General features: G+C 59.0%; 18 protein-coding genes. 12 read left to right on the top strand and 6 right to left on the bottom strand.

Annotation, left to right across the window (positions count from 1 at the left end):
• Positions 1-26: 26 nt before the first annotated feature.
• Positions 27-1,868, bottom strand: a complete 1,842-nt coding sequence (locus tag AC2D8U_RS15210) for a protein kinase domain-containing protein (protein ID WP_484619927.1) — start codon at positions 1,866-1,868, stop codon at positions 27-29.
• A gap of 151 nt (positions 1,869-2,019) precedes the next feature.
• On the opposite strand from AC2D8U_RS15210, the gene AC2D8U_RS15205 reads away from it, so the two are divergent.
• The 4 genes from AC2D8U_RS15205 to tcdA all read left to right on the top strand — a co-directional run bounded on the left by AC2D8U_RS15205 (position 2,020) and on the right by tcdA (position 5,663).
• Entirely contained in the window at positions 2,020-2,379 is a 360-nt protein-coding gene (locus tag AC2D8U_RS15205) for a hypothetical protein (RefSeq protein ID WP_484619926.1), read from the top strand.
• Positions 2,380-2,739: 360 nt separating this feature from the next.
• Entirely contained in the window at positions 2,740-3,783 is a 1,044-nt protein-coding gene (locus AC2D8U_RS15200; protein ID WP_484619925.1) for a porin, read from the top strand.
• Between the two features lie 267 nt (positions 3,784-4,050).
• On the top strand, positions 4,051-4,704 hold the full coding sequence (locus tag AC2D8U_RS15195; protein ID WP_484619924.1) for a thiopurine S-methyltransferase: 654 nt from the start codon (positions 4,051-4,053) through the stop codon (positions 4,702-4,704).
• 140 nt (positions 4,705-4,844) lie between these two features.
• On the top strand, positions 4,845-5,663 hold the full coding sequence (gene tcdA, locus AC2D8U_RS15190; RefSeq protein ID WP_484619923.1) for a tRNA cyclic N6-threonylcarbamoyladenosine(37) synthase TcdA: 819 nt from the start codon (positions 4,845-4,847) through the stop codon (positions 5,661-5,663).
• A gap of 240 nt (positions 5,664-5,903) precedes the next feature.
• Here the strand turns inward: tcdA and lpoB are convergent, their stop codons facing one another.
• From lpoB to AC2D8U_RS15170, 4 genes are read right to left on the bottom strand one after another with little or no spacing between them, the layout of a single operon-like run.
• The gene (lpoB, locus tag AC2D8U_RS15185) at positions 5,904-6,497 is read right to left on the bottom strand and encodes a penicillin-binding protein activator LpoB (RefSeq protein WP_484619922.1); all 594 of its coding nucleotides are present in this window, start codon (positions 6,495-6,497) and stop codon (positions 5,904-5,906) included.
• A 22-nt stretch (positions 6,498-6,519) separates the two neighbouring features.
• Positions 6,520-7,881 carry a COG3014 family protein gene (locus AC2D8U_RS15180; protein WP_484619921.1) on the bottom strand — a complete coding sequence of 454 codons (1,362 nt, stop codon included), beginning with the start codon at positions 7,879-7,881 and terminating at the stop codon, positions 6,520-6,522.
• Between the two features lie 35 nt (positions 7,882-7,916).
• Positions 7,917-8,438, bottom strand: coding sequence for a peptide deformylase (def, locus tag AC2D8U_RS15175; RefSeq protein ID WP_484619920.1), 522 nt, complete (start codon positions 8,436-8,438; stop codon positions 7,917-7,919).
• 29 nt (positions 8,439-8,467) lie between these two features.
• Positions 8,468-8,680, bottom strand: a complete 213-nt coding sequence (locus AC2D8U_RS15170; RefSeq protein ID WP_484619919.1) for a SlyX family protein — start codon at positions 8,678-8,680, stop codon at positions 8,468-8,470.
• A gap of 184 nt (positions 8,681-8,864) precedes the next feature.
• On the opposite strand from AC2D8U_RS15170, the gene AC2D8U_RS15165 reads away from it, so the two are divergent.
• From AC2D8U_RS15165 to AC2D8U_RS15130, 8 genes are all read left to right on the top strand, one after another.
• Complete coding sequence (locus AC2D8U_RS15165; protein ID WP_484619918.1) at positions 8,865-9,230, top strand: YacL family protein; 366 nt, start codon at positions 8,865-8,867, stop codon at positions 9,228-9,230.
• A 165-nt stretch (positions 9,231-9,395) separates the two neighbouring features.
• A complete protein-coding gene (gene nrfA, locus AC2D8U_RS15160; protein WP_484620044.1) occupies positions 9,396-10,775 on the top strand; it encodes an ammonia-forming cytochrome c nitrite reductase in 1,380 nt (459 codons plus the stop codon).
• Between the two features lie 734 nt (positions 10,776-11,509).
• Positions 11,510-11,848 carry a P-II family nitrogen regulator gene (locus AC2D8U_RS15155; protein ID WP_484619917.1) on the top strand — a complete coding sequence of 113 codons (339 nt, stop codon included), beginning with the start codon at positions 11,510-11,512 and terminating at the stop codon, positions 11,846-11,848.
• Positions 11,849-11,858: 10 nt separating this feature from the next.
• On the top strand, positions 11,859-13,112 hold the full coding sequence (locus AC2D8U_RS15150; RefSeq protein ID WP_484619916.1) for an ammonium transporter: 1,254 nt from the start codon (positions 11,859-11,861) through the stop codon (positions 13,110-13,112).
• A 132-nt stretch (positions 13,113-13,244) separates the two neighbouring features.
• Positions 13,245-14,243, top strand: coding sequence for a Fe(3+) ABC transporter substrate-binding protein (locus AC2D8U_RS15145; protein ID WP_484619915.1), 999 nt, complete (start codon positions 13,245-13,247; stop codon positions 14,241-14,243).
• Positions 14,240-15,871: an ABC transporter permease gene (locus AC2D8U_RS15140; RefSeq protein ID WP_484619914.1), complete on the top strand. Its 1,632-nt coding sequence runs from the start codon at positions 14,240-14,242 to the stop codon at positions 15,869-15,871. The genes AC2D8U_RS15145 and AC2D8U_RS15140 overlap by 4 nt, the downstream gene beginning before the upstream one ends.
• Positions 15,872-15,885: 14 nt before the next feature.
• Entirely contained in the window at positions 15,886-16,914 is a 1,029-nt protein-coding gene (locus tag AC2D8U_RS15135; RefSeq protein WP_484619913.1) for an ABC transporter ATP-binding protein, read from the top strand.
• Positions 16,915-17,070: 156 nt separating this feature from the next.
• Positions 17,071-17,991 carry a Dyp-type peroxidase gene (locus AC2D8U_RS15130; RefSeq protein ID WP_484619912.1) on the top strand — a complete coding sequence of 307 codons (921 nt, stop codon included), beginning with the start codon at positions 17,071-17,073 and terminating at the stop codon, positions 17,989-17,991.
• Between the two features lie 120 nt (positions 17,992-18,111).
• On the opposite strand, the gene AC2D8U_RS15125 is transcribed toward AC2D8U_RS15130, so the two are convergent.
• Positions 18,112-18,480, bottom strand: a complete 369-nt coding sequence (locus AC2D8U_RS15125) for a hypothetical protein (protein ID WP_484619911.1) — start codon at positions 18,478-18,480, stop codon at positions 18,112-18,114.
• Positions 18,481-18,527: the final 47 nt, after the last annotated feature.

The raw sequence follows: 18,527 nt of genomic DNA, 5'->3' as shown, positions 1-18,527 counted from the left end.
CCTTTGGCGGCGTCGACGAGGGCGGTTCATGTGCAGCCGCCGGGCTCGGCCTGCCAGTCATGCCGCCTGGGATCTTTGGGGTAAAAGCGAGGTGGTTGGCTGGCCTGGAATTCGAAGCGTCGGGTGTTCTTAAAGGGCAGCTTCATAAAGCCGGAGACGCCAAGATCCTCGATCTGACTCACCTGGGCCAGGATCCGTTCCAGGCAGGCGCGAAACTCCCTCTCCTTGCGGTGGTTAAGCAGCCTCAAGTAGGAGTGGATCTTCATATGATCCGGCAGTACCTCGAAGATGATGCAGCCGGTGTGGTGGATCAGGTTGAGCTTGGCCAGCTCGTTGAGGATCCCCGGAGGCAGGCGCAGATTTTCATCGGGATCCCGGCCATCCTCGAAGTAGGAGTGCAGTCGACTCCTGTCTTCGTGGCCGGTATCTGGCCCCAGTTCAAAGGTAAGTTGCTGTTGGGGAGTGGGCACAAAGGGAGTGTTGGGATCCTTACGCTCCAGGTGCAGGGTGGTACGAGCATCGAAGAAGCAGGCCTTGAATACGGCTTGGCTGTCTTTGGGGGTCAGGGCGCGGGCCAGTTGTACCAAGGTGTTGATGGCTTGGATCAGCGAGGCGCTCAAGGTCGGATCCTGCAGGTTCAGGCTGGAGTCGATCTCCACGCCCCCATGTCGCCAATGCAGTGCAAGCCCCCCCAGCAGGGGATAGTGACCCAGGCGGTTGACGGCGATCACGAAGGCTTTCTCCTTGTCGCCCATTCCCTCGAGAAAGTCCCGGTAGTAACGGGCAATCTGCAGATCCTGCTGGCGTTCGGCCGTGAGGGGGCGAGCCTGATTCTCCCTCAGGAAGGAGCGACGCGAGCTGTAGGTGACGGTTTCCACGGCACGGCTTGCTGGCTGATCCCCCAGGGGCAATAGCGGGGCCAGGGCCGGCAGGGGAGGAGGCAGCAACAGCCAATGGCGACTCTGTGGCAGGGTTTGCAGGAAATGGTCGCCTCCCTGGCGCTGGGTGAGGGGATCGTCCGACAGCATGGCGTCCAGGATCTCGGCCAGTGGGCGGGGCAGGCCAAGGCTGCTGGCTGGCAGGATCCCCTTACCAAAACGGCTATCCTGGCCCGACGCCAGGGCATAGAGGGTGGCGGCTGCGCCCTGTTCATCGAACCTGGGACTGGATGGCGCACCGCGAAGCTGTGCCTGGCCGAGGAAGTAGACATCTCCCATGCGGGCGTTGGAACCCTGGTCTCCGTCACACAATCCCAGCACCGAACCGACCGGATGGTCATTATGGTCACGTTGAGCCAGCACCGCCGAGCCCCAGTCCACCAGGGAAAGGTGGTCCGAGTCGGGATCGAACATCAGGTTTGAGGGTTTAATGTCGCCGTGCACCACCGGGTGAGGGAGTCGTCTCAGATAGAGCAAGAGTTCCGCAAGTTGTGCGGCGATGGGGACAAGCCAGGTCACGGGCAGCGGGCCATGCTGCCGCGCCAGTTGGGACAGGTCCTGGCCAGGAGCACGGGCCATCTGCAGTATGGGTTGGCCCGAGGCAAGGACATAGTGGGAGAAGGCGGGGATATGAGGGTGGTCCAGCCTGGCCAGGATCTCGGCCTCCTCCGCCAGGCGTTGCTGTAAGTGTGGGGGCAGGGTGCGTCGGCTGAACTTAAACACCTGTTCAGAACCGCCGGAAAATCCTGAAAAAACAAAGCCAAAAACACCACTTCCCAGATGCTCTACTCGGCGATAGCCCAACCGGTGCAGCTGCGCTCGGCACAGCGACAGCCACTGCCGCAGCTTACGGGCATCATCCTGTTTCAACAGGTAAATGGATTGCTCTTCGGCGATGTAGAAGTGTTGCAGTGTGCCGGCTCTGTCCACCCTGTTCCCTCCCGATTTTACCTCAGCATACCCCATTCTTTGGGGAGGGTGGAGAACGTGATCCAATCCACATTCGCTTGATCTTGGTCATGGGCAAGCCCTCAACTTATGACAGACTAGCCCTATCCTGAAGCGCCCTGAGGTAAAACGGATGCAAACGCAAGAGTTGTTAACGGACAAAGCCAAGCTGGCCGAGTTGCTGGCCTATCCTCGTCGAAAAATGCGCGACAATATGGACGTGCGTTTCTGTCCCCATGCGGTGTTTTATAACCCGGTGGATGAGCGCTGCCTCTACTGTCAGCAGGATATGGAGTGCAAGTGGCTTAATCACAACGACGAAATGGTTGCGACACAGGACAAGTCACTGGCGGACCTGCGCCGTGAACTGACCAAGGCGATGGATTATGTCGAAGCCCAGTTGACCGCCGCGCACCTCAACCGTCGAGCCTGTGGCTGCGACAACTGCGCCTGGCTGAACGAGGTGCGTCTTGCCCTGGCCGTCAGTAACTGAGCATCCATTCCGGCTCCCCAAAGCCTGATCCCTTTGCCGCAGCGCCTCCTCCCTTTTTTGCTGCGGCAGTGATCCCGTCCGAACACTTTCCCCCTTTTTATATTCCACTCGGCAATTAACCTGTGAGTAAGGCCGGCTTGGTTGTGCTCAAATTGATTCAAAAATAACTTGAGGTCGGGAGCTATATCACGATTTCTTTATTCTTTTATTAATGATCGTGATCAATGTGGATGAAGATTAAGCAAAGTATGGTGATGGCCAAGTTCACTTAATATACCTAAATCGAGTGAACCAGAAAGACAGCGGTTAAGTAATGTTCCAAACATCCAAATATCAAATAATGACAAAGGAGTTGTGATGATGAGTGGGCGATCGTGTGGTCAATTGGCAGGTGTGTGCGCGGTTATGGCTATGGGCTCGGCAGGAGCCTGGGCGGCGACAGCGGACGTGGACAGCCAGTTTTATGGTTCACTGCGTTTAGGCGCAGATTATGTGGATGCCGGCAGCAGTAACGATGCCTGGAATGGCCGGGACTTCGTGAGTTATTTGGGCATTCGGGCCAGCGCTGAGATCAGCGATAACCTTCGTGGGTTCGGTACCATCGAATACGGGATGTCGGAGAATGAGAACTTTACCGACATCGATCGGGGAACCGCCCCGGAGCTGCGCAAGCTGTTTGTCGGCCTGGAAGGGGGCTGGGGTAAGGTGAGCTATGGTACCCAGCGTACTCTGTTCCACCAGTACGTGCGCGGTGCCTACTTCTCCGACGGCAACGACTCCATGCGCCAGGGCTCGCTGATCGACAGTGATCTGCTGCACTATGAATTTGCTGGCCAGGCCTGGAAGCTGGCGGCCGGGCTGCAGACCAAGAACCAGGATGGCGACTCGGTGGATCAGTACTCCGTGGCGGGTCAATACGTGATCGGCCCGGTGAAGCTGCAGGCGGCTACCATCTTCGATCAACGCGGCGACAACAACGGTAACCTGTACGGGGTACGGGGCTGGTACGAGATTGGCGATGCCATCACCCTGTCGGCCTTCTACCACCTGGCCGAGGAGGACTTCGATATCTACGGCGGTAACTCCAGCGGCAATGTGGTGGGAACCGGCGATGACGGTGAAACTGTCAAAGGGGTGACCTCGTGCACCAGTGAGGAGCGCTCCACCGCGGCCTTCTACGCCAGCTGGCAAAGTGGCGCCCATCAGATCCACGGGCGCTATGCCCTCAACAGCTGTGATCTGTCCGGCGACACGGATTCCATCAAGGTGGAATATGTCCACTCCCTGACCAAGCAGATGCAGTTATGGACCTCTTACGAAGTCCTTAACAGTGATGCGGGTCGTACGCCAAGTACCGGTGAGGACTTGTCAGAAATTCAGCTCGGTGTGCGTTTCGATTTTTAATGTCGTCAGTTGAGACATGATATAAAAAAGGGAGGATGTTGCCTCCCCTTTTTATATCTATCAGGAAACTTTAGTCGATGATGGATATATTCTATTTAATGGCATTTAACTAAATTGCCTTGGTTTTAAAATGTATTTTTACAATCCAGGCCATAACAAAAGTCTCCGGCAAGCATGGAGGGGCTTTGTTGTTTATTCTCGGCTATTGGGTTTGCCTCTCGGTCTTGCTAGCCTGTCACCCATCAACCGGTAGAGATGGGCTGTTTTATGGAACCACAGTTTTGGCACGATAAATGGGAAGCCGACCAGATCGGTTTTCACCTTCCTGAGCCCAACCCCCTGCTAGTGCAGCACTGGTCCCACTGTGGTCCCGATGGCGGGCGGGTGTTGGTGCCCCTGTGTGGCAAGAGCCGGGATCTGCCCTGGCTGCTGCAGCAGGGCCATGGGGTGTGTGGCAGCGAACTGGATGAGCGGGCGGTTCGGGCCCTGTTTGCCGAATCCGGGTTGGTACTGAGCCAGAGCCGGGACGAAGGCCATCAGCGCTTCGAGTGCGGTGAGCTGGCGATCTGGCAAGGGGACTTCCTGACCCTGACGGCTCAGCAACTGCCCTTGTGCACCGGCCTGTACGACAGGGCGGCGTTGATCGCCCTGCCGCCGACGATGCGTCGAGCCTACGCTGCGCAGCTGGCGGCTCTGCTTCCGTCAGGGGCGAAAGGCCTGCTGATCACCCTGGAATATCCCCAGTCGCAGTTGGCGGGTCCGCCCTTTGCAGTCTTGCAGGGCGAGGTACAGCAGCTACTGGGCGACCACTTTGAGATAGAGCTGCTTGAACGCACCGATGTGCTGGCGGGTAATGGACGCTTTAAAGCCAGGGGGGTGACCTGGTTGCATGAGGTGGCTTACCGACTGGTGCGGCGTTAACTTCAGCCCTGTGGAGGCGGTGTGCTCCAGGAGCGCCTGCCCCAATTTTTGCTCGCTTCCTTGATGTGGTGGCGACCACCCATGGCCCATAGGAAGGTGGGGCTGGTATACTCCGTCGGTTTTCTCGGCCTGAGGTGGTAATGAACGAACAGTATCTGCAGCGATTTGGCGGCATCGGCCGTCTCTATGGCATGACGGCCCTGACGGCGTTTTCGCGGGCACATGTCTGTGTGGTGGGGATCGGCGGGGTTGGCACCTGGGCGGCGGAGTCTCTGGCTCGCTCCGGGATCGGCCAGATCACCCTGATCGATCTGGATGATATCTGTACCACCAACACCAATCGGCAGATCCACGCCCTGAGCAATACCGTGGGCCAGTCCAAGGTGGCGGTGATGGCCGAGCGGATCCGGGCCATCAATCCGGACTGTCGGGTCAACGAAGTGGAGGAGTTCGTCGATCTGGATAATCTCGATGAGGTGTTGCCGGCAGGCCTGGATTACCTGGTGGACTGCATCGATGCGGTCAAGCCGAAGGCCGCGCTGATCGCCCACTGTAAGCGGCGCAAGATCCGCATCGTCACCGTGGGCGGCGCGGGTGGCCAGCTGGACGCGACCCGGGTACAGGTGGCCGATCTGGCCAAAACCTACCAGGATCCCCTGGCGGCCAAGGTGCGTAACCTGTTGCGCCGGGAGTACCACTTTTCGAAAAACCCCAAGCGTCGCTTCCAGGTGGAGTGTGTCTTCTCCGACGAGCAGTTGCGCTATCCGGGTGCCGATGGCACGGTTTGTCTGGCGAAGTCCGGCGCCGAGGGCCCCAAGGCGATGGATTGCTCCAGTGGCTTTGGTGCGGTGACTCATGTGACCGGTGCCTTTGGGTTTGCCGCCGCCAGTCGGGTGCTGCTCAAGCTGTCGGAAGCCGCAGCGCGGGCCACAGATCATGGCGCTCAGCAGGACGCTTAGATCCTAGGGAAGAGCCCAGGTTTTGGGGAAGAGCCCAGGTTCCAGGGAAGAGCCTGGGTTCCAGGCAAGAGCCTGGGCTCGAGGAAAAGCCGATGTCTTGATGCTCTACCTAGCACCTAGCACCTAGCACCTAGCACCTAGCACCTAGCACCTAGCACCTGGCACCAGCGCCCAGCACCTAGCCCCCAAAGCAAACAGGCCACGCATGATGCGTGGCCTGTTTCGTTCCGACGGTTGGACTCAGCGGCCCAGGAAGGATTTGGACTGCTGCTTGCGCAACTCCTTCTCGTCGGACCACTCAAGCAGGCCGCTCTCCAGATCCATCAGGTTCATGGTCATCTTGTAGTAGACATCCTTGGTGGAACCGTTTTGCTTCACGATGGAGGAGAGGTTGCCGTACAGCATGTACTGGGCACCGACCTGGCGACCGAACTGGATCGCCTTGCTGGGATCCACCAGGCCAGCGCTGTTTTGATAATCCAGCTGTTTGCGGACGGCATCCACTCGGGTCATGTCGATAAAGCGGAACTTGCCGCTGCGCAGTAGGCGGGTACGTATGGTATCCGTGATGGACTCGGTGTCGATGTGTTCGGAGGTCTTATTGGTGATCCGGTCCACAAAGACAATGGGGCGGTCATCCGCGGTCAGGGTCATGACCGAGGGAGTGGTCAGCATGGAGTCCACCATCTTGCTGGCGACGGCCTGCAGATCGCTGGAGCCAAAGCTGACGTCAACCGTTTCTACCTCGGTGGCATCCCGGTACTCGATCTTGGACTGACAGCCAGCCAGGATCAGTGCCAACGACAGTGGTAACAGGTATTTCAATGATTTCATCGGTGATCCCTCGTCAGATCGGTTAAATCAGTATGGTTCGAATTTGCTGCACGCCGCCCTGGCGGGCGATCCAGATCAGTGTGGTCTGTCCTGCGCTGAGTGTGAAGGCCGTTGCCTGGCCATCCAGGTCGAATTGGTACTCGCCCGGTGTCATGTAACCGCTCCAGGCCTGAGCCTGGCGGGGGAGGCTGAGCCAGCTGCGTCGGTCGGCCTGCTCCGTCACCAGGTTGAACAGTTGCATGGAGATGGCGCCCCAGTCTCCCCCTTTGCGCTGTGCCCAGTCATTGGCATTGTGCTTGGTTGTCAGTCTAATCCCCTGGCGGATCAGGATAAAGGGATACTGCTCCCGCAGCGAGCGGGCAGCCATCTGATCCAAGTCGGCCAGCGGCTCGGTGATCAGCTCTTGGCCGCCCACCTCCAGAGTCAGGGGGGCGGGTACGGGACGATTGTCTCGATAGGTGGGCAGGGCGATCTGCTGAATATAGCCATCCCAGCTGAAGGGAACCCGGATCTCCTGGCGAGGCGGCAGGGTGCCGGTTTCATACAGCACCACCAGGCGGCCCTGGCTGGCATCGACCGGATCCGCAGGCCCAAACTGGCGCCGGGCACCGTCACAGTCGATCCGCAGTTGGCAGGCTAGACGGACGGTTTCCCGTTGCAAGAGACGGTTTTCCGGCCTCAGCTGCAGCGCCTTGCGTACGTCGATCAGCGCATCGTTGGGCTGGCCAGCCGCTTCATAGAGGACGGCGTTGGAATAGAGCACATAGGGGTTGATGAAGGAATCCGGTGCGTTGCCCGCCTGGCGATCCAGTTCCGTCAATTCGGCATCGATGGTGGCGTTGCTGATCGCCCGTTGCGACTTGAGGCTGGCCCGGTAGGCGGCCTGAGCCTTTTGCTGGGCCTGATCGGCACGGCGCACCTCGATCAAGGCGCCCTCCATATTGCCTTGCCACAGGTAGTTGAGGGACTGCTGCTGGTGCAGCATGACCCGCTCGAATCCCTGGCCACGATAGGGGATCAGGTTGTCCGACACGGTGGCGCCGCCCAGCTGGGCACCGATATCGGTCAGGGAAACGACGGCTTTCCAGTCGTAGCGTTCGTACTCGGCCATGGCCTGTTGGTAATAGCGCAGGCTGGCGTCCGTATCGCCGATCAGGGCGGCCACTCTTCCCGCTTCCTGGGCGTAGAGCAGGCCGTCGGCACCGTCGATGTGGCGGCTCAGCTGTTTGAGTGCCGCCTGCTCCTTGCCCTGTTTGAGTGCCGTCACGACCTCGGCGATGCGGCTGGGGTAGGAGACAAACAGGTTGCTGCCAGCACAGCCGGTCAGCAGGCTCAGCAAAACGGCGCCGAACAGGACACGGAGGCATCGGCTGGGGCTGGGCATACGCAAACGCCTTTGCCCCTGGGATGGGAACCGGGTTAGCCGGCCTGGCATTGGCGCTCCCAGACGGTGTTGGCCATCAGATCGGCCGGGCTGCGGACGCGGTCGAGGAAGGTGCGCCCCTCCAGGTGATCCAGTTCGTGCAGGAAGATCCGGGCAACAAAGCCGGAGAAGGCCCGCTCCTGCCACTCCCCCTTCAGATCCTGAAAGCGCACCGTTACTTCGCTGCGGCGGCGCACCCGGCCACGGATCCCCGGGACCGACAGGCAGCCCTCCCAGGCGTCACACTCGGGGCCGCCTTCACTCAGCAGTTCAGGGTTGACCAGGATCAACGGGGCCATCTGGGGCGCATCTGGGTAGCGGGCATTGGTGCGAGAGGCGATGATCAGCACCCTAAGGGGGACGAAGAGCTGCGGCGCAGCGATCCCGACGCCATTGGCCTGTGCCATGGTGGTCAGCATCTCCTGGGTGAGTGTGGTCAGTCGGGCATCAAATTCGGTGACTGGCTGGGCGATACTGGCCAGCACGGCTTCACCCAACTGGGCAATGGCGACGCTCATAGGGCACTCCTTGTCATCCTGGTGTTGGGTTAATAATGCGGGGGCGGTGCTTCGTCGCTGTTGTCGGCCACGCCGGCCTGGGGCAGGCTTTTGACCCGCTCGGCCAATAAGCGCAGCTGCTCAGCCTGCTTGGTCACCAGGGCATTGAGCCGGGTCACCGTATCGTTAAGTTCTTCAATGGTGCTGTCCTGGTAGGCCACTTTGGTCTCCAGTTCCAGCAGGCGTTCGCCGTGATCGCTCATGCGACTCCTTAGTGGGTTTGGTGGGAAGTTTCCCTAAACCCTCAGTCTACCAAAGAGGGCTGGAACTGGACTAGGTTTCAGAAAGGCGATCCGGTCACAGCTTGGTGGCACAGATCTGAGCTGGGCCCCAGCTTTAGCGTTACACTAATGAACGTTTTTCAAAAATTAACAGAGCAAGAGAACGATGGAGTTTGAATTTCGCCGCGATCTGGGTGGGGTGCCCGTAGCCCTGCTCTCCATGGGCCACGAAGCCTTGGGACGTTTCCTTCAGGATGAGTTGCAACAACCGGCCACCATCGCTTTAGTACAGGCGGGGCTAGCCCGTGTGCTCTCCGGAGAGCAGGCGCGTTATTGTCTGCAGGGCAGTGAGCAGACCCTGTTGGCCGAGGAGGATGAGGTGCTGGTGCAGGATCATAGCCTGCATCATGGCGGCGAGGAGCCAGAAGAGAGCGAGCTGTCGCTCTATGATGCCGAAGCCATGGCCGTTTGTGGCATTGAGGATTTCGCGCATCTTTTGAGCCGCTGGCTGCTGTTTATCCAGGGACGGTGAATTTGTCATACCACCAAAGTGGTATATTAGAAGCATCAAATTGATCGCAATCAATCTTTGCTTAATTGTTGCCGGAAGGTTTTGAACTGGTAACTTGCTCCGCTTTAAACTAGCTTCGTCTGATAATAATTCACCGGTATTGCCGGAAATGGGAGACACAGGATGATGAAGTTCAAAGGACGGTTGGCAACGGCGTTAGCCTTGGCGCTGCTCTGCACAGGCGTTTCGGCGGCGGGCAAGATCACCGAAGCCGACAGCAGCAAGTTTAAGAAGTTTAAGCGTCAATATGAAAGCTGGCATGCCACCAGTGAGAGCAGCGAGGTGGTGGATGCGCTGGAAGAGGATCCGAACCTGGTAGTGCTCTGGGCCGGTTACGGTTTTGCCAAGGATTACAATAAGGCCCGTGGTCACCACTATACGGTTACCGATCTGCGTAACACCTTGAGAACCGGCGGTCCTACCGGGCCGGACGATGGCCCCATGCCCATGGCCTGCTGGTCCTGTAAGTCACCGGATGTTCCCCGTTACATCGAAACCAACGGCGAGAAAGAGTATTTCACCGGTAAGTGGGCCAAGGGCGGCCCAGAGATCACCAATGAGATCGGCTGTGGCAACTGTCACGACAACAATACCCGCCTGCGCCTCTCCGTGCCCTTTGCCCAGCGGGCCATGGATACCATTGGCTGGAAATGGGATGACGCCAGCAAGTCGCAGAAACAGTCCATGGTGTGTGGCCAATGTCACGTGGAGTACTACTTCACCAAGGGCGATGTTTTCGTGAAATTCCCTTGGGATAACGGCCTGGCGGCTGAGGACATGGAGGCCTACTACGACAACATCGACTTTGCCGACTGGACCCATGCCGTGTCCAAAGCCAAGATGCTCAAGGCTCAGCACCCCGGCTTCGAAACCAGCCTGACCGGTCCTCACGGACGAAACGATGTGTCCTGTACCGATTGCCATATGCCTCGGGTAACGAACGAGGAGGGGCGTAAGTACACGGATCACAACGTGGGTAATCCTTTCGATCAGTTCGAATTTACCTGTGGTCGTTGTCACGAGCAGGATAAGGCCGAACTGGAGTCCGTGGTTGCCAACTACAAGAAGATGGTCACCGAAGCCAAGCTTAAGGCCGAGAAGCAACTGGTACATGCCCACTTCGAAGCCAAGGCGGCCTGGGATGCCGGTGCCAGCGAAGCTCAGATGGCCGAGGCCCTGACCGCCATTCGCCACGCCCAATGGCGCTGGGATATGGCCATCGCCTCCCACGGGATCCATGCCCACAACCCATCGGAAGCCCTGCGTTTATTGGCCTCCTCACTGGAGCGCAGTGCCGATGCCCGTGCCAGCCTGGCCCGTGTACTGGCAACGAACGGGGTGACCGAGGTGGTTGCCATTCCGGATATCTCCACCAAGGCCGCCGCTCAGGCTGCCCTGGGGATGGATATGGAGAAGATGGAAGCGGACAAGGCGACCTTCCAGAAGAACCTGGTGCCCGAGTGGGATAAGGCCTACAACAAGAAGTATGGCGGTGATAAGCAGTAACCCTGTTTGACCATTAAATCACGGCGCCTTCGGGCGCCGTTTTTTTTGGCTGTGTCCCGAATAACGGCGCCCTGAACGAGCCTGCAGCGGTTTATAGACTTAGCCATGACCCTACTTGTCGCGTGGGCGACAGCAACCCAAGGGGCCTCGTCCCGGTTGGGTGTCCCGCTCAGACTCTTCGTTTTCCTCGGCAAACCTGAATTGGGGGCGATACGGGATACGAATTTCCGTCTTTTGCCCCTCTCCTGTCTTCGCGCAGCCTGGTGATTACGTGCAGGCATCCTCCTCGAAGTCGACGAAGATACCGAGTGGGGCATGGAGTTTTAGCTTTTTTTTCAAAAACGTTTAGCCGCACCAGCCAGTGAGGAATGGCCTTTTGGGGAGTACAACTCAGGGCCGTCTGCATACGACAGGAGCCGGCTGCGAGAAGGCAAGGGGGAGGTGTCGCTATGGCTGTGTCGATGGAGCGATGGGAGGTGGCAAGTTGGCGTTTCTCTGCCTTATCGCCTGGCCATGGGGAAAGTTGGTGTCATGTTGCCGAGAGGTTGCACCATTTTGGTGCTTATGAGGGTTTTGTTGAGTCAAATCGGTGCACTCCCTTTCTCGATGAAAGGTGTCACATGGGTAAGTTGTTGTTTTTATTGTGTTTAAAAAGGTGGCACGAGTGTTGATATAGCTATGGCACGAGGAAATCTGTTGGCACGAACCCGTGCATCGATGTGAGGGAGAATGGGATGAAACTGGTCAGCGCAATTATTAAGCCGTTTAAGTTGGATGATGTCAGGGAGGCCGTGGCCGAGCTGGGTGTGGATGGACTCACCGTCACCGAGGTGAAAGGGTTCGGCCGACAAAAAGGCCATACCGAGCTCTACCGTGGTGCCGAGTACCAAGTGGATTTTCTGCCCAAGGTGAAGCTGGAGATCGCCACCGCGACGGAAAACGTGGAGCGATTGATCGAGGTGATCGTTCAGGCGGCCGGGACCGGCAAGATTGGTGACGGAAAGATCTTTGTGACGGATCTGGATCGTGTGGTGCGGATCCGTACCGGCGAGATGGACGCAGAAGCGATTTAAGGGGGATACCATGGAAGAGATCACCAAACTGGGTGCCACGGTCACCGAACTGCGCTTTGCGCTCGATACTTTTTATTTTCTGATCTCCGGTGCGCTGGTGATGTGGATGGCGGCGGGTTTCGCCATGCTGGAAGCGGGCCTGGTCCGCTCCAAAAACACCACGGAGATCCTGACTAAGAACATGTGTTTGTACGCGATTGCCTGTGCCATGTACCTGCTGGTGGGCTATCACATCATGTACGTGGATAACCCTGAAGGCAGCTGGCTGCCGAGCTTTGGTGGCCTGATTGGCACCCAGGCGGATGGGGCGGATCACGCGCTGGAGTCGGATTTCTTCTTCCAGGTGGTGTTTGTGGCAACGGCGATGTCCATCGTCTCCGGTGCCGTGGCGGAACGCATGAAACTTTGGGCATTCCTGGCATTCGCCGTGGTGCTCACCGGCTTTATCTATCCGGTTGAGGGATATTGGACCTGGGGGGGTGGCTTTGTCTCGGAGAAACTTGGATTTGTGGACTTTGCTGGTTCCGGCATTGTGCATATGGCTGGTGCGGCTGCGGCGATCGCCGGGGTGCTTCTTCTCGGTGCTCGTAAGGGCAAATACAACAAAGATGGCAGTGTGAACCCAATCCCGGGCTCCAACATGCCACTGGCGACCCTGGGTACCTTTATCCTCTGGCTGGGTTGGTTTGGCTTCAACGGTGGCTCTCAGCTGTTGGTCTCCGACGCGGAAAACGCCACGGCTGTTGCTAAGATCTTTGTCAACACCAACTCTGCAGCCGCCTTCGGTGCCATCGCCGCCCTGGTGGTCTGTAAGCTGACCTGGGGCAAGGCCGACCTGACCATGATCTTGAACGGCGCCCTGGCTGGCCTGGTGGCCATCACGGCAGATCCGCTGTCACCGTCACTGAGTTTGGCCGCTGCAATCGGTGCGGTCGCCGGTAGCCTGGTGGTGTTCTCCATCGTCGCCTTGGACAAGATCAAGCTGGATGACCCTGTGGGTGCCATCTCGGTGCACGGTGTCTGTGGTCTGCTGGGTCTGGTGCTGGTACCTGTCTCCAATGCCGATGCCACCCTGTTTGGCCAGTTGTCTGGTGCCGCAGTGATCTTCGGTTGGGTCTTTGGTGCGAGCTTCGTTACCTGGGCCATCCTCAAGGCGGTGATGGGCATTCGCGTCACGGAAGAGGAGGAGTACCAAGGGATGGACGCTTCCGACTGTGGTATTGATGCTTACCCAGAGTTCATTACAGTAAAAACTGGCAGCTGAAGATCCCAGTTTTTGCAAAACAAGCCCCCTTTTGGGGGCTTTTTTGATCTGGCTCCATTGCGAGACCGGGTCGAAGTGAGTACCCTTTAACTGCTAAAAGGAATTATTCTCATTACGCAACCCGGAGAGACTATGTATCGTTCTTTGCTTGCTGCCGTTATGGTCCTGCTCAGTGGTGCTGCCCTGGCCCAAACCGTGACCGTATACTCCTACCGTCAGCCGTTCCTGGTAGAACCTATGCTGGATATGTTCACCGAGCAGACCGGGATCAAAACCCGGGTGGTGTTTGCCCAGACCGGACTGGAGGAGCGCCTACAGCGTGAAGGCCGCCTGTCACCGGCGGACGTTGTACTGACCACAGATATCTCCCGCCTGGCGGCTCTGGTGGAGATGGGCTTGACCCAGCCGGTGCAGAGCGAGCTGCTCAACGCCAACATTCCGAGCCAGTACCGGGCCCCGGATCACCACTGGTTTGCCCTGACCTTGAGGGCGCGTAATGTCTACAGCAGCAAGGAGCGGATCGGCCCTGTGGCCCTGAGCTACGAAGACCTGGCCAAGCCCGAATACCAGGGTAAAATTTGCATGCGCTCCGGGAAGAACGCCTATAACGTTGCCCTGATCTCGTCCATGATTGCCCATCACGGTGAGGCCCAGGCCAAGAGCTGGCTCGAAGGGGTGAAGGCCAACCTGGCCCGCAAGCCACAGGGCAATGACAGGGCCCAGATCACCGCAGTGGCGGAAGGCGTTTGTGATTACGCCATCGGCAACAGCTACTACTTTGGCAAGATGCTCGAAGATCCCAAGCAGCGGCCTTTTGCCGAGCAGGTGGTGATCAACTTCCCCAACCAGGCCGATCGCGGTACCCACATCAATGTATCCGGTGCGGTGATGGCCAAGCATGCCAAGAACGTCGATGGCGGCAAGGCCCTGATCGAGTTCTTGTCCGGGCCTGAGGCTCAGGCGGTGTATGCCGAGCTCAATGCCGAGTATCCGGTGCATCCCGAGGTGGCTCCGTCTGAAATGGTGGCTTCCTGGGGCGAGTTCAAGGCAGATGAACTGCCGGTGTACCAACTGTCCGTCCACCACGCGACGGCGATGAAATTGCTTGATGAAGTAAGGTTCGATCTTTGATCCAAACGTTATCCCGACGCTGGAGCCTGGGCGGTTACCTGACGGTAGCCGTCCTGTTGTTGCCTCTGGCTGCCCTGATCTTCCAGTCCCTGGATCCGGATCAGGCGGTGTTCGAACACCTCAAACAGACGGTGCTGGCCGATTATGTGATCAACACTGTCCTCCTGATCACCCTGGTGGCCCTAGGGGCCCTGCTGTTTGGCTTGCCGGCGGCCTGGCTGGTGGCCATGTGCCGCTTCCCCGGGCAGAGGGTGTTCCAGTGGGCCATGTTGCTGCCCCTGGCGATGCCCGCTTACATCGTGGCTTATGTCTATACGGATCTGCTCGATTACGCCGGACCGGTCCAGCGCACCTTGAGGGCGCTGATGGGGTGGGAAAGCCCGGCGGACTACAGCTTCCCCGCAGTCCGCTCTTTGGGCGGCGCAGCCCTGATGCTGGCCCTGGTGCTGTTCCCCTATGTCTTTATGTTGGCCCGTACCGCCTTTCTGGAGCAGGCCAGCAACCTGATCCAGGCCAGCCGTACCCTGGGCTGTACCCCGGCCCAGAGTTTTGTTCGTCTCAGCCTGCCCCTGGCGCGCCCGGCCATCGCGGTGGGGCTGTCACTGGTGGCGATGGAGACCCTGGCGGATTTTGCTACCGTGCACTATTTTGCCGTCAATACCCTGACCACGGCGGTGTATGACACTTGGCTGGGCTTTGGCAGCATGGCCAGTGCCGCGCGTCTGTCGACCCTGATGCTGCTGGTGATCGCCGTGCTGATGTTTGCCGAACGCTTCGCCCGTTCCCGCCAGGAACGATTCCAGAAGGCCGAGGGCAAGAGTGAGGACTACTTCTACAAGCTATCCGGCTGGCGTGCCTGGGGGGCCTCGCTCTACTGCGGGCTGTTGCTGTTTTTCTCCTTCCTGCTGCCAGCCCTGATCCTCCTCGATTACGCCTGGCACTATTTTGATCCGACCGCATTGAGCCGATTTGGTCAGTACAGCCTCAACAGCCTGATGGTCTCCTCCCTGGTGGCCCTGGCCTGCGTGTTGATCGCCCTGGGGTTACAGTACCTGGCGCGGATCAGCCCGCGACGCTGGGATCGCCTACCGGGACAAGTGGCCGGTTTCGGCTATGCCCTGCCCGGTACCGTCCTGGCCATCGGCGTCCTGATCCCACTCATCGCTGCCGACTTTGCCATCAATGATCTATTCGAATGGTTTGGCCAACCCCTGCCGGGGCTGATCCTTTCCGGCTCCATGCTGGCCCTGGTGTTTGGTTACACGGTCCGCTTCCTGGCCGTGGCCCTGGGGGCGGTGGAGAACAGTTTTAAGCGGATCAGTCCTTCTCTGGATATGGCTGCCGCCACCATGGGACAAGGTCCTTGGGGGATCTTGAAGCGGATCCATCTGCCCCTGGTGCGCCGAGGGATGCTGGCGGCGGGCCTGATCGTCTTTATCGAGGCGATGAAGGAGCTGCCCGCGGCCCTGTTGCTCAAGCCCATCGGCTTTGAGACCCTGGCCACCTATGTCTATCAGTTTGTATCCGACGAGATGCTGGAACTGGGTGCCCTGCCGGCCCTGGTGATCGTGGCGGTTGGATTGGTGCCGGTGATCTTTTTGAACCGGAGCCTGGAGCAGGCACATTAGCCTGAAGTAAAAAGATGTCGAAATTACAGATCCGGGGCCTGGCCTGTGAATACCAGGGCAAACCCATCCTCCAATCACTCGAGCTGAACCTGGCTGAAAATGAGATTTTGGCCCTGCTGGGCCCGAGCGGTTGCGGCAAGACCACCCTGCTGCGTACCATCGCCGGCCTGTTGCCCATCAGTGACGGGGAGATCGTGCTCGATGGCCACTGTCTCTCCAGCGCCAAGCAGTTGGTCCCCACGGAGCAGCGGGGGATCGGCGTGATCTTTCAGGATTACGCCCTGTTTCCCCATTTGACGGTGGCGGACAACATAGGTTTTGGTCTCAGTGGCTGGGACCGTGCCGAAACTCGTGAGCGGGTGGCGGAGATGATCGCCCTGGTGAAGCTGGATGGGCTGGAGGATCGCTACATTCACCAGCTCTCCGGCGGCCAGCAGCAGCGGGTGGCCATTGCCCGGGCCCTGGCCTATAAACCTCGTCTGCTTCTGCTGGATGAGCCCTTTTCCAATATCGACAGCCAGGTGCGAGGCGATCTTATGCTGGAGATCCGCCAGATCCTGCACTCCCAGGGGATCAGTGCCATCTTCGTGACCCATGCCAAGGAGGAGGCGTTTGCCTTCGCCGATCGCATGGCGATCCTGCACGAGGGCGCGGTGGCCCAGGCGGGGCGCGCCGAGGAGCTGTACTATCGTCCCGCCAGCCGCTTTGTCGCGGACTTCCTCGGCGGCGGCAACTATCTGCCCGCCACCGTCGCCAGTGACCACGAAGTGCATACCGAGCTGGGGGCGATCCAGAGTGCCTCGGCCCTGAGTTACCCGGCTAAATATGAAGGCACCCTGCTGCTGCGTCCTCAGCAGTTGGCGTTGGAACCGGACAGTGCGGGCAGTGGTGTGGTGACTCAACGTCGTTTTGCCGGCACCTACTGTGATTACCAGGTGAAGGTGGGTCCGGTGGATCTGGCGGTACGCTCGGGTCACACCGAATTGGCCCTGGGTCAGCGTGTGGCGGTGGCGGCCCTGCCCCATGCCCTGGTGTTGTTTTAAGAATTTTGTTCGCTTGGCCCGCTTACCCTTTGATGCTCGACAAATTTTGCCGCGCAAGTGCTTGTCACCGGCGTCCTGGCTGCGCACACTTGTGGCTGGATTGAATTGAGGATGATGCGCACAATGGCGTCTGAAAAACACAATAAGGACAATACTATGCCAAGGGAGCAGGGCGGGATCTGCGCGGAAGGAAATCTGCACGGACTGTACTTGATGTTTAATGCCTGTGAGGGGGGCGAAGCGGCCCTGCCTCAGGCATTAGCCGGGCTGGCGGCCTGGTTGCAGGGATCGGCGGATCGCAACGCCGACTGCGCCTTCAGCGGCTTTGTCGCCATTGGTGCCAACTACTGGGATACCCTCTACCCCGAGGCGCGACCTGCGCAATTGGCCCCTTTTCCTCAGTTCGAAGCGGAAGATCGTCAGGCACCCAGCCAGCCGGTGGATCTGTTTGTCCAGATCCGCAGTGATCGCCTGGACGTCAACCATGTCGCGGCCATGGAGGTGTGTCGACGCCTGCGCGGTCTGGCCGAGCTGGTGGAGGAGGTGCGGGGCTTCCGTTACCTGGACAATCGGGATCTGACCGGCTTTGTCGACGGCACGGAAAATCCGGCAGGAGCGAATCGACGAGCGGTGGCTCTGGTGGGTGACGAAGATCCCGTGTTTAAAAATGGCAGCTACCTCCACACTCAGCGCTATGTCCACAACATGGCCCTGTGGGAGCAGCAGTCACTGAAGACCCAGGAAGACACCATCGGCCGTACCAAGATGGACAACGTCGAGTATGCCAGTGATGCGAAGCCAGCCTTTGCTCATATCAAACGAACCAATCTGAAGGATACGCAGGGGCGTAGCATGGAGATCCTGCGTCAGAGCATGCCTTACGGCAATATGCAGGAGCAGGGGCTGTTCTTCATCGCCTGCTGTAAGACCCCAACCCACTTCACCGAGCAGCTGCGCTCCATGGTGGTGGGTGAGGGGGGGCATTATGATCACCTGCTCAAGTACACCCAGGCGGTGACCGGTGCGGCGTATTTCGCCCCTTCCATTGATTTCCTAGAGCAGGCAGCTCAGCTGTAATCGACTTGCGTGCTGAATCGGCCCGCCCCTTTTGGGGCGGGCTTTTTTGGGTTTGAATTCGGCGTTTGGGCTCTATGGAGCGCTGCTGGCGCCCGCGGCCAGTGGGGCCTGAGTGGGCGTTCAACGTCCCGTGGGTTCACAGGTTGGGGCCGAAGGTGGTGCGTGAAACAGGCAACGCCACTCCTGGCTGGGGGAGCTGGCGATCACCTGCAGGCCCCGCTTTTTAAGCTCTAGGCTGATGATGCTGGCCTGAAATGTGGGGCGATCGAGTTCCAGTGGGCCAAATTTGCACACTTCGTGGATCTGCTCCTCGAGTTGCAGAATGAGGCAGGGACTCTCGGGGCCGACATGGGCGATCAGATCCTGCTGCTGGGTGAGGGGATCGATCCGGCTGACATAGTGGAGCGGCGGCTCCGCCGCGCTGGCCCAAGTTGGGAGGGCCACGGTAGAAAGCAGGAGCGGAAGAAGCCATTTGATGAGCGCGTTCATGGTAAACCTCATAAGAAGGGTAGCGGGAAGACCCGGATCACCTCTCT

It is taken from the genome of Ferrimonas sp. YIN67 (assembly GCF_057219095.1).
Note: the sequence above shows the minus strand (reverse complement) of the source record. Positions and strands in the feature narration are given on the sequence as shown.

Bases quoted from the DNA above. Each gene is read 5' to 3' on its own strand.
- AC2D8U_RS15205 (WP_484619926.1), top strand. From the start codon at position 2,020: ATGCAAACGCAAGAGTTGTTAACGGACAAAGCCAAGCTGGCCGAGTTG.
- AC2D8U_RS15200 (WP_484619925.1), top strand. From the start codon at position 2,740: ATGAGTGGGCGATCGTGTGGTCAATTGGCAGGTGTGTGCGCGGTTATG.
- AC2D8U_RS15195 (WP_484619924.1), top strand. From the start codon at position 4,051: ATGGAACCACAGTTTTGGCACGATAAATGGGAAGCCGACCAGATCGGT.
- tcdA (WP_484619923.1), top strand. From the start codon at position 4,845: ATGAACGAACAGTATCTGCAGCGATTTGGCGGCATCGGCCGTCTCTAT.
- lpoB (WP_484619922.1), bottom strand. From the start codon at position 6,497: ATGAAATCATTGAAATACCTGTTACCACTGTCGTTGGCACTGATCCTG.
- AC2D8U_RS15180 (WP_484619921.1), bottom strand. From the start codon at position 7,881: ATGCCCAGCCCCAGCCGATGCCTCCGTGTCCTGTTCGGCGCCGTTTTG.
- def (WP_484619920.1), bottom strand. From the start codon at position 8,438: ATGAGCGTCGCCATTGCCCAGTTGGGTGAAGCCGTGCTGGCCAGTATC.
- AC2D8U_RS15170 (WP_484619919.1), bottom strand. From the start codon at position 8,680: ATGAGCGATCACGGCGAACGCCTGCTGGAACTGGAGACCAAAGTGGCC.
- AC2D8U_RS15165 (WP_484619918.1), top strand. From the start codon at position 8,865: ATGGAGTTTGAATTTCGCCGCGATCTGGGTGGGGTGCCCGTAGCCCTG.
- nrfA (WP_484620044.1), top strand. From the start codon at position 9,396: ATGAAGTTCAAAGGACGGTTGGCAACGGCGTTAGCCTTGGCGCTGCTC.
- AC2D8U_RS15155 (WP_484619917.1), top strand. From the start codon at position 11,510: ATGAAACTGGTCAGCGCAATTATTAAGCCGTTTAAGTTGGATGATGTC.
- AC2D8U_RS15150 (WP_484619916.1), top strand. From the start codon at position 11,859: ATGGAAGAGATCACCAAACTGGGTGCCACGGTCACCGAACTGCGCTTT.
- AC2D8U_RS15145 (WP_484619915.1), top strand. From the start codon at position 13,245: ATGTATCGTTCTTTGCTTGCTGCCGTTATGGTCCTGCTCAGTGGTGCT.
- AC2D8U_RS15135 (WP_484619913.1), top strand. From the start codon at position 15,886: ATGTCGAAATTACAGATCCGGGGCCTGGCCTGTGAATACCAGGGCAAA.
- AC2D8U_RS15130 (WP_484619912.1), top strand. From the start codon at position 17,071: ATGCCAAGGGAGCAGGGCGGGATCTGCGCGGAAGGAAATCTGCACGGA.
- AC2D8U_RS15125 (WP_484619911.1), bottom strand. From the start codon at position 18,480: ATGAACGCGCTCATCAAATGGCTTCTTCCGCTCCTGCTTTCTACCGTG.